This is a genomic window from Shewanella sp. A22, assembly GCF_053850585.1.
Genome location: NZ_JBSQBN010000163.1, coordinates 1 through 8,539 on the forward strand (window position 1 = coordinate 1; position 8,539 = coordinate 8,539).

The 8,539-nt window shown below is 41.0% G+C and carries 8 protein-coding genes; 3 read left to right on the forward strand and 5 right to left on the reverse strand.

Annotated features, from left to right (window positions below; translation table 11 throughout):
• Positions 1–314 precede the first annotated feature (314 nt).
• A complete protein-coding gene (locus tag ACWXWT_RS18975) occupies positions 315–2,054 on the reverse strand; it encodes a chloride channel protein (protein WP_456043136.1) in 1,740 nt (579 codons plus the stop codon).
• 64 nt (positions 2,055–2,118) lie between these two features.
• On the opposite strand from ACWXWT_RS18975, the gene ACWXWT_RS18980 reads away from it, so the two are divergent.
• A complete protein-coding gene (locus ACWXWT_RS18980) occupies positions 2,119–2,892 on the forward strand; it encodes a DUF6776 family protein (RefSeq protein WP_456043137.1) in 774 nt (257 codons plus the stop codon).
• A 21-nt stretch (positions 2,893–2,913) separates the two neighbouring features.
• The gene (gene erpA, locus ACWXWT_RS18985; protein WP_456043138.1) at positions 2,914–3,264 is read left to right on the forward strand and encodes an iron-sulfur cluster insertion protein ErpA; all 351 of its coding nucleotides are present in this window, start codon (positions 2,914–2,916) and stop codon (positions 3,262–3,264) included.
• Between the two features lie 91 nt (positions 3,265–3,355).
• On the opposite strand, the gene ACWXWT_RS18990 is transcribed toward erpA, so the two are convergent.
• The 4 genes from ACWXWT_RS18990 to ACWXWT_RS19005 all read right to left on the reverse strand — a co-directional run bounded on the left by ACWXWT_RS18990 (position 3,356) and on the right by ACWXWT_RS19005 (position 6,996).
• Positions 3,356–3,817 (reverse strand): hypothetical protein, encoded by a 462-nt coding sequence (locus ACWXWT_RS18990; protein ID WP_456043139.1) that lies wholly within the window; start codon positions 3,815–3,817, stop codon positions 3,356–3,358.
• A gap of 5 nt (positions 3,818–3,822) precedes the next feature.
• Positions 3,823–4,209 (reverse strand): DUF2750 domain-containing protein, encoded by a 387-nt coding sequence (locus ACWXWT_RS18995; RefSeq protein ID WP_456043140.1) that lies wholly within the window; start codon positions 4,207–4,209, stop codon positions 3,823–3,825.
• Positions 4,210–4,323: 114 nt separating this feature from the next.
• Positions 4,324–5,436, reverse strand: coding sequence for an anhydro-N-acetylmuramic acid kinase (locus ACWXWT_RS19000; protein ID WP_456043141.1), 1,113 nt, complete (start codon positions 5,434–5,436; stop codon positions 4,324–4,326).
• 36 nt (positions 5,437–5,472) lie between these two features.
• The gene (locus ACWXWT_RS19005; protein ID WP_456043142.1) at positions 5,473–6,996 is read right to left on the reverse strand and encodes a peptidoglycan DD-metalloendopeptidase family protein; all 1,524 of its coding nucleotides are present in this window, start codon (positions 6,994–6,996) and stop codon (positions 5,473–5,475) included.
• 125 nt (positions 6,997–7,121) lie between these two features.
• On the opposite strand from ACWXWT_RS19005, the gene tyrS reads away from it, so the two are divergent.
• Positions 7,122–8,318: a tyrosine--tRNA ligase gene (tyrS, locus tag ACWXWT_RS19010; RefSeq protein ID WP_456043143.1), complete on the forward strand. Its 1,197-nt coding sequence runs from the start codon at positions 7,122–7,124 to the stop codon at positions 8,316–8,318.
• Positions 8,319–8,539 lie beyond the last annotated feature (221 nt).

Genomic DNA, 8,539 nt, shown 5'->3' on the forward strand with positions numbered 1-8,539 from the left:
TGGAAAAAAATAGACCATGCAGTCGTATTTTGAAAGCATCTAACGAAGCATAAAGGACTTTGAAACCCGCCAGAATGGAGTCTCTCAGGTATTCCACTTCTGTGTTACATCGATTTAAAAGGCAACACCATTTCTACATCAATGTGCCTTGAATTGAAAAACCTGAGAGACTCTGAACTGACCAGATATTTAATGAGATTGGTATAATAACTATGATGCATCAACAGATTCACTTACTTTGAAAAAGAACAACCTGACAAGCATTAAGACTGCAAATACTAGAGTGGGATTTCATTGATAAAGACAAATCGGACCTATATTTGGCCTGCACGAATTTCTTGTAGTAAATTTGACCAACTGATCACACCAACCACTTTTTGGTTATTAAGGTTATTAGGGCTATGTCGATAAATATAAACTTCACCTGAACGCTTAGAAACCAGTGCTTCATAGGCTTCATTTAATGTTGCAGTATCGGGTAAACCTAACATTGGATGGCGCGACAATGTGGTCGAGTCTTCAAACGATTGCATTTCAAGACGTAACATTTCAATTTGGCCTTCAGCATTACGAACCAACACAGGTCGGCCTTCGGCCCGTTTTAATACTTCGAGCAGCAGTTCGTCATCATCGTTAACAATGACAAAGCGTTTATCCATTAATACTCTCACGCCTTTCTTTTGCAGCCCTTGATTCAATGGCGCAACTTTATAACCTAGCCCCATAATATCGAGTTGCTTAAGCAGAATCGAGTTTGTATTAAAACCTTGGTATGCAATGAGGAAGGCCGGTATCGTGACAAACATGGCGGGTAAAATGATTGAAGCATCGTTGGTTAATTCAAGTAGTGCGACTAAGGCTGCTAAGGGGGCACTTAGGCAAACACCCATCATTGCAGTCATACCGATGACAGTATACAAACCTACATAGGGTGCAATAGACGGAAATATTAAGCTGCTAATTAAGGCTAAAATGGCCCCAATTAATGCGCCAATTCCATAGAGCGGGCCGATAAGCCCGCCTGGTACGCCAAAGCCAATGGCTGCAATCGTTGCCAGCATTTTGGCTAATAACAACGCAATTAAAAATAGCAAGCTAGGATGTTCGCTAATAGCTTCGTTAATGGCTAAATCGCCCGAACCTAATGCTTGCGGCATCACTAAACCAATCAGTGTGGTTAAGGTTCCAGCAATGAGTAGTCGATAAATTAAAGGCCAGTGTTGACCCGTTGCGGTGACTTTTACCAGTGAAAAGTTGAATAAGGCTGCTGTACACCCCAGCACAATGCCACCAATGAGCAATATAGGATAATGATCGAGTGGAATGTGGATCACATTGATTAATTCATATTCATGAATATTACCAAATACCAGTTGGCTAGACACCGCGCCACAGATGGCTGATAACATTATGGGGAAGAAGTAATGTATTTTATATTCGCGTACAATCACTTCAAACACAAACAACACCGCTGCTAATGGCGCATTAAAGGTGGCTGCAATACCAGCGGCAATGCCACTTGCACACATAATTCGCACGCTATTGTCTGGCAGTGAAAACTTTTCTGCCATAACACTTGCGCTAACAGCGCCAAGGTGAATTGCTGGACCTTCTTTCCCAACAGAAAAATTAGCCATTAAGGCAATTAATGCTTGAAAAAATTGTCCTGCAGCCGATTGAAGCGGTACTTTACCGTAATGTAATTTAAATCGGTGTAGCACATAGGCTATACCCATTCGGCGATAGCGTTTAGAACCGATAAGTGACAATAACCAGATTAGCAAGGCACCCACCAAGGGAAGGTAGGTACGCCAGTCCGACAGCGTGGAGCTGATATTCATGGCGTTGGAAACGAAATATTGTTCTGCCCACATCAAGCTCAAACGAAATAGAATAATTACCAGTGATGCAATAATCGCAAACAGTAGTGCCAGCGCGCAAAGTTGCACACTAATTTTGGCTTGAGATAATTTATCTCTAAATTCGTTATGCAGATATTTGCGCGTAGCTCTTTTGGCGTGAATAATAGCGACTTTATTTATCTTAAACTGCACTGTTTGGCTCTAAGCTGATTGGCATGATCAAGCATACTGTATGTTATTAAAAGGTTGTTACCTAATGTTAAATTATCACCGTTGGTTAGACAGACTGCAAGTTTTAGAGCGTAAAAATCGGACATCAAGCAAATACCTTATTGGATTAATGGCAATATCCTTTCTTCTCGGCGCAGTTAGTTTTAACCTATGGTTATCGTTTGCCCCAGAAGCCACCCCAAACAGTGCCAGTGGTAAGCGGAAATTATTACAGCAACTTGAGGCCCAATCACAGGTTTTAGCCAGCCGTAACTTGGCATTAAGTATTGCAGAAAATGCCAATAAAGAAATGCAAGATATGTTTAGTGGTCAGTTAATCGAACAAAAAGAATTAGAAAAAGAATTGGCATTTTATCGCAGTGTAATGGTCACGGACGCTGATGTCGAAGGTGTTGCTATTCATGGTGTTGAATTGTCACAAGGTGGCATACCGCAACAATATCAATTACGCTTGGTGCTAACTCAATTGCAAAAGCGTAAGGCCAAAGTAAAAGCGAGAGCAGAGGTCATGTTGATTGGTATGCAAAATGGCCAAGTAACCGAGTTGTCGCTTGATAAATTACTCAATAAAAAGTTAGATTTTGAATTTAGTTATTTTCAAATAATGGATACTGACATTATTGTACCGACCGAGTTTAGTTTGCAAAAAATCACTGTTAAAGTGAAGGTCAAAGCGAGCCGTGGAGTTAAAGGTGGCGAGATAGAACAGACCTTTAATGTACCTGAGTTATTGATGGGCGAAAAAGAACTGCGGGTAATACTTGAACAAAATAGTCAGGTAAAGGATAATTCTCAGTAGAAACCGAAGTAAGAGGTAGTAATGACTGAACAAGTTGATGCAGCAATGCCGATCCAATTTACCGATGCGGCGGCGATAAAAGTAAAAGGGCTGTTAGAAGAAGAACAGAATCCTGAATTAAAACTACGTGTGTACGTTACAGGTGGTGGTTGCTCTGGTTTTCAGTATGGTTTTACATTCGATGAGAAAATCAACGAAGGTGATTTCACCATTGAAAAACAAGGTGTACAACTGGTTGTTGATCCTATGAGTCTTCAGTACCTTGTTGGCGGTGAAGTGGATTATACGTCGGGTCTAGAAGGCTCACGTTTTTTCGTTAAAAATCCTAATGCAACAACTACTTGTGGTTGTGGTGCTAGCTTTTCAGTGTAACAAGCCTTCGTTATAACGATTGAGATATGCTACTCATGTATTAAAAAGCCGTCTATCGACGGCTTTTTTTGATCGTGCATTTGGTCTGAGGTTAACTGCTAATAATATTGAGATTCATACGTGGTTTAAACCATGCTTTAACGCTAGCATTAAAGCTAATCCACACTTGGATAATCCCCAAGGTAATAAGTACTGAATAAATAACCCAGTCAGCCACAACCGTTTGAAATAAACCAAAATCAAATGTTGTTGGGCCAGCAACTAAATTATCGGGATCATACATAATAATTGGCAGTAAGCTGTATAACATCAGTTGAAGCATACAATAAACCCGCAGTATGTATAAGCCAGCTTTTTGACGCCCAATGATAGCCAATACCATGAGTAGGGTTAAAATGCATAGCATTGCACTTAAATCTGATAATGAATCCGCTGCCATTAATCCACTGATAGCTGATAAAGTATAAATTACCATCAAGGCAATTAACCGCTTTGGTAAGCGTGGCTTGATAACAATACTCGCCTCGCCAGTGTCAGGATTGATATTGGTCATTACAACTAATGCTTTGTTTGAGTTTTTGGTGAAATGCGTTCGTTCACTTCATAAGGTGGTACAACAACACCTAAGTCTTCTTGTACAGGGAATACGGCGATAAATAAGTCATCATCTTCCATGCCACTAACCCAACGCTCTTGGAATTCATCAAGTGGAATAGCGAGTGGTTCGCAGTCTTTCCATTCATCGACCGCCCATAATGCTGCGGTTTCTTCTGATGGCCACATTGGAATGCAGTCTTCATCTTCCGTGGTCAGCATGACACAACCATCTTGATCTTGCAGTGTCCAAATTGTTTTTTCTGTTTTGATTTGCTCAACCATATAATCGTAACGACCTTCAGGCGTTAGATTCATTAGTTCAGTTACACTTTTCGTTTTATTGCTCATATTGGCTCTCATTATAAGTTACGGCTTTGGTCAACCTGAAACGGTTGGGCAAATTTGCCAGCATCATAACATTGAGGCCTCAATTGCAAAAGTAAACCCAATATATTGACCCATTTATTTTGCTTTAAAACGTCCGCCTAATATCGCAGGACGTGAGGCGCCAGTCACTGCAGGTAAATTGGCAGGTAAGTCATGGTGATGGCGCATCGCCAACCACGCAAAGGCCATGCCTTCTACCCATTTCGCGTCAACACCTAAACTGCTGGTGGTATCGACTTTATAACCAGGAACCAGTGCGGTTAACCGTCGCATTAAGGTTTTATTGAGTGCTCCACCGCCACAAACAAATAATTCCCCGGTTGACGACAGTTTGTTAATGTCACGCGCAATACTGTGGCAGGTTAAATCAAGTAAGGTCGATTGAATGTCTTGTTGATCTAAATGGCTAAAGTTGGCGAGTTGTTGTTCAAGCCAAGCTTGATTAAACATCTCTCTCCCCGTGCTTTTGGGGTGAGCTTGCGAGAAATAAGAATGTGACAATAACTGCTTAAGAAAATCGGGATGGCTATTGCCTGACTCAGCCCATGCGCCATCTTCATCAAAAGGATGCCCAAGCGCATGCTGGATATATGCATCAATTAAAGTGTTACCAGGTCCAGTGTCGAAACCTAATACCTGATCGCTATTACCAGGTAAATAAGTCACATTGGCAATGCCACCAATGTTTAAAATCACTCTTGAATGACCTTGCTTGGCAAATACTTGTTGGTGAAATGCCGGGACTAAAGGTGCACCTTGGCCGCCAAGGGCGATATCTTTACGTCTAAAATCAGCAATAACATCAATATTGGTTTCAATGGCGATAGTATTAGGATCACCTATTTGTAGAGTAAAGCCGATTTCTAAATCAGGCATGTGACGTACGGTTTGCCCATGTGAACCAATCGCAATAATCTCATCGGCAGTGATTGTTGTTTTTGCCAATAACTGATTAACTGCTTGAGCAAATAATTTCCCAACACTGCGATCTAGGCGTCCTAAACGATTAATCTCATCTGTTGCTGGTAGGCATAAACGGTTTAATCCTTTAAATAAATGTTTTGGGATAACTTCTGTATGGCTGGCGATTAATTTGGGGTGTTCGGTGGAAAAATCAACCAGTACAGCATCAACACCATCCATGCTTGTGCCTGACATAAGGCCGATAAAATATTCTGGCTTAGACATGAGGTTATGTTCTCTTAACAGTAAAAATGTAAGTTATTAATTGCTTGCTAATTGCTGTTGTTGATTTGATTTTAATTTCGCCATTAATTGTTTGCTGAGTGCTGAAAATTTATTTTTCTCTTTGCGATCGATAGGCATCGACTTTGGTAAGTCAATGGTTCTTGGATTGCGGTGAACCCCATTTACAATAAATTCGTAATGTAAGTGAGCGCCTGTGACTCGACCCGTTTTACCCAGCGTACCAATTATTTGACCTTGTTTAACACTGTCACCGCGCTTAACTTTACGCTTAGTTAAATGCAAATATTTAGTTGTGTAAGTTTCATTGTGTTTAATGAATACATAATTGCCGTTATATTGGTTATAACTAGACTCAATGACTTTACCTTTGCCGGCTGATTTTATCGGTGTACCAATAGCGGCCACATAGTCAACACCTCGGTGAGCTTTAACTTGGCCCGTTACAGGGTGTAACCGACGTGGGTTAAAGTTTGAACTAACGTATTTAAAATCTACCGGTGAGCGTAAAAAAGCTTTGCGCATGCTACTGCCGTTTTCTGAATAATACTCTCCGTCGGTGTAACGTACTGCTGTGTATCGCTCTCCTTGGTTAATGAACTCTGCCGCAAGAATATTACCATTACGTAAAAATTGTCCATCGGCATATTCTTGATCGAACAACAGCGAAAAGTGATCTCCTTTGCGAATGTCTAGAGCAAAGTCGACATCCCAGCCGAATATATTGGCTAACTCCATGATGTGGTTACCAGACAAGCCAGCATCTGCTGCTGCGTTCCAAAAATTGCTTTTAATTGTTGCGGTAATAAATGATGTGCGAGTTTTTACTTCTTTAGTGTTAACCACTTCTTTGTACTGGTCATTATTGTGGCTAATCACCAAGGTCGATATTTTGCTTATGCGGTAGCTAAGCTCTTTCAGCTCGCCTTTTATATTTTTACTGATAGCGATTTCTTCGCCGGGCATAATCGTGAGCAAATTCTTTTTTGCTAGGGGTAATTGGGTAATATCATAAACATCTTTGGCGCTCAGCCCAGCGCGGCTAAACAGGCCCCCTAACGTATCGCCTTTAGCCACTTCATAGTATTCTATTATATTGTCATTGTCGGAATCTTGTTGTTTTAATTGGGCTTTGTGTATGGAAACTTGTTGATCAATATCATTGATAATGCCATCAATACCCGACTGGCTAGTTTGTAACATCGTTAGATGTTGAGCAAAAGCCTGATCGTCAGGGGTTTCTGTTAGCGTTGCATCTTTATTGTCATCATTAATCGACGCCAGATCTACTGATGTATCTTGAACACTTTTTGTGATATTTCCTGGTGCTGTCGGCGTGCGAAAGGCGAGCGGAACAGGATAACGTTTATTGGTTTCGATAGCGGATTTGTCAGTCGCTTGACTCACTAATTGGGTTTGTTTAGAAGCTTGAGCATCTTCCGATGGAAACATCAGAATAAATGTCGTTAAGATCACTAATAACGATAATGTGATTTGATGTGCTTTTGGCAACAATGTGAATAATGTTAGAAGCTTTGCCATTGACTCAGATACCAATTTTTCTCTCTTGTTATGATCTGCTAAGTGTACACTCTTTCATTTGCTGTGGCTAACAAGTAACATAGACCTCTTTATTTTTTGTGCGAGCCCTAGGAGTTGCGGTAGAGATGGCGAATTTAGATCAAGTATTGGCAGAGATTAAGCGTGGTACCGATGAGATATTACTTGAGGCGGATTTGCTTGAGAAGCTGAAAGAAGGGCGGCCATTACGCATCAAGCTTGGTGCAGATCCTACCGCTCCAGATATTCACTTAGGTCACACCGTCATTTTAAACAAAATGCGTACCTTTCAAGAGTTAGGTCACGAAGTGATTTTCTTGATTGGCGACTTCACTGGTATGGTCGGCGACCCAAGTGGTAAAAACAGCACTCGTCCTCCGTTAACCCGTGAGCAAGTGCTTGCTAACGCTGAAACCTATAAAGAGCAAGTCTATAAAATTTTAGACCCAGCTAAAACCCGTATCGAATTTAATTCAAGCTGGTTAGAGCCGTTAGGCGCAGCTGGTATGATCCGTTTAGCGTCTCAACAAACCGTTGCTCGTATGATGGAACGTGACGATTTTAAAAAGCGTTACGCATCAGGACAAGCGATTGCGATTCACGAGTTTATGTATCCACTATTACAAGGATACGATTCGGTTGCATTGCAAGCCGATGTTGAATTAGGCGGCACAGATCAAAAGTTCAATTTATTAATGGGTCGTGAGTTACAAAAAGCAGAAGGCCAAAAGCCACAAACCGTTATCATGATGCCATTGCTTGAAGGGTTAGATGGCGTTAAGAAGATGTCTAAATCGGCTCACAATTACATTGGTGTGAGTGAGCCTGCCAACGAAATGTTTGGCAAAATCATGTCGATTTCAGATGATTTAATGTGGCGTTACCTTGAGTTATTGTCATTCCGTCCATTAACCGAACTTGCTCAGTTTAAGTTAGATGTTGAAAACGGCACTAACCCGCGAGATATTAAGATTCTGTTAGCCAAAGAAATTATTGCTCGTTTCCATGATGACGCACAAGCACAAGCTGCGCATCAAGCCTTTATTGACCGTTTTCAAAAAGGTGCTATACCTGATGACATCGAAGAAGTGATTCTAGAAGCTGGTGACGGCTTAGCGATTGCCAATTTATTGAAAGACGCCGGCTTAGTTGGCTCTACATCAGATGGTATGCGTATGATCAAGCAAGGTGCGGTAAAAATGGATGGCGAGAAGATTGAAGACACTCGTCAGAATTTTAATGCTGGTCTTGACGCAGTTTTCCAAGTCGGCAAACGTAAATTTGCTAAAGTTATGTTGAAATAAACCCAGTGAACAGACAATAAAAAACGGCTTATTGATTAAGTCGTTTTTTTATGTCTGATTAATAACCAAACTAAACATGACCGAATTAGGGATAATACCAATCCTATTAAATATGTGATCTTTCAGCGGGAGTTCAAAGTGCTGTAGGCAAGGCAGATGATTGAAGCGAATAGTGATCCTCGGTAACAAGCTCCTGCGTTACTCTACCTCCAGTATCTGAC

Bases quoted from the DNA above. Each gene is read 5' to 3' on its own strand.
- ACWXWT_RS18980 (WP_456043137.1), top strand. From the start codon at position 2,119: ATGTTAAATTATCACCGTTGGTTAGACAGACTGCAAGTTTTAGAGCGT.
- erpA (WP_456043138.1), top strand. From the start codon at position 2,914: ATGACTGAACAAGTTGATGCAGCAATGCCGATCCAATTTACCGATGCG.
- ACWXWT_RS18990 (WP_456043139.1), bottom strand. From the start codon at position 3,817: ATGACCAATATCAATCCTGACACTGGCGAGGCGAGTATTGTTATCAAG.
- ACWXWT_RS18995 (WP_456043140.1), bottom strand. From the start codon at position 4,209: ATGAGCAATAAAACGAAAAGTGTAACTGAACTAATGAATCTAACGCCT.
- ACWXWT_RS19000 (WP_456043141.1), bottom strand. From the start codon at position 5,436: ATGTCTAAGCCAGAATATTTTATCGGCCTTATGTCAGGCACAAGCATG.
- ACWXWT_RS19005 (WP_456043142.1), bottom strand. From the start codon at position 6,996: ATGGCAAAGCTTCTAACATTATTCACATTGTTGCCAAAAGCACATCAA.
- tyrS (WP_456043143.1), top strand. From the start codon at position 7,122: ATGGCGAATTTAGATCAAGTATTGGCAGAGATTAAGCGTGGTACCGAT.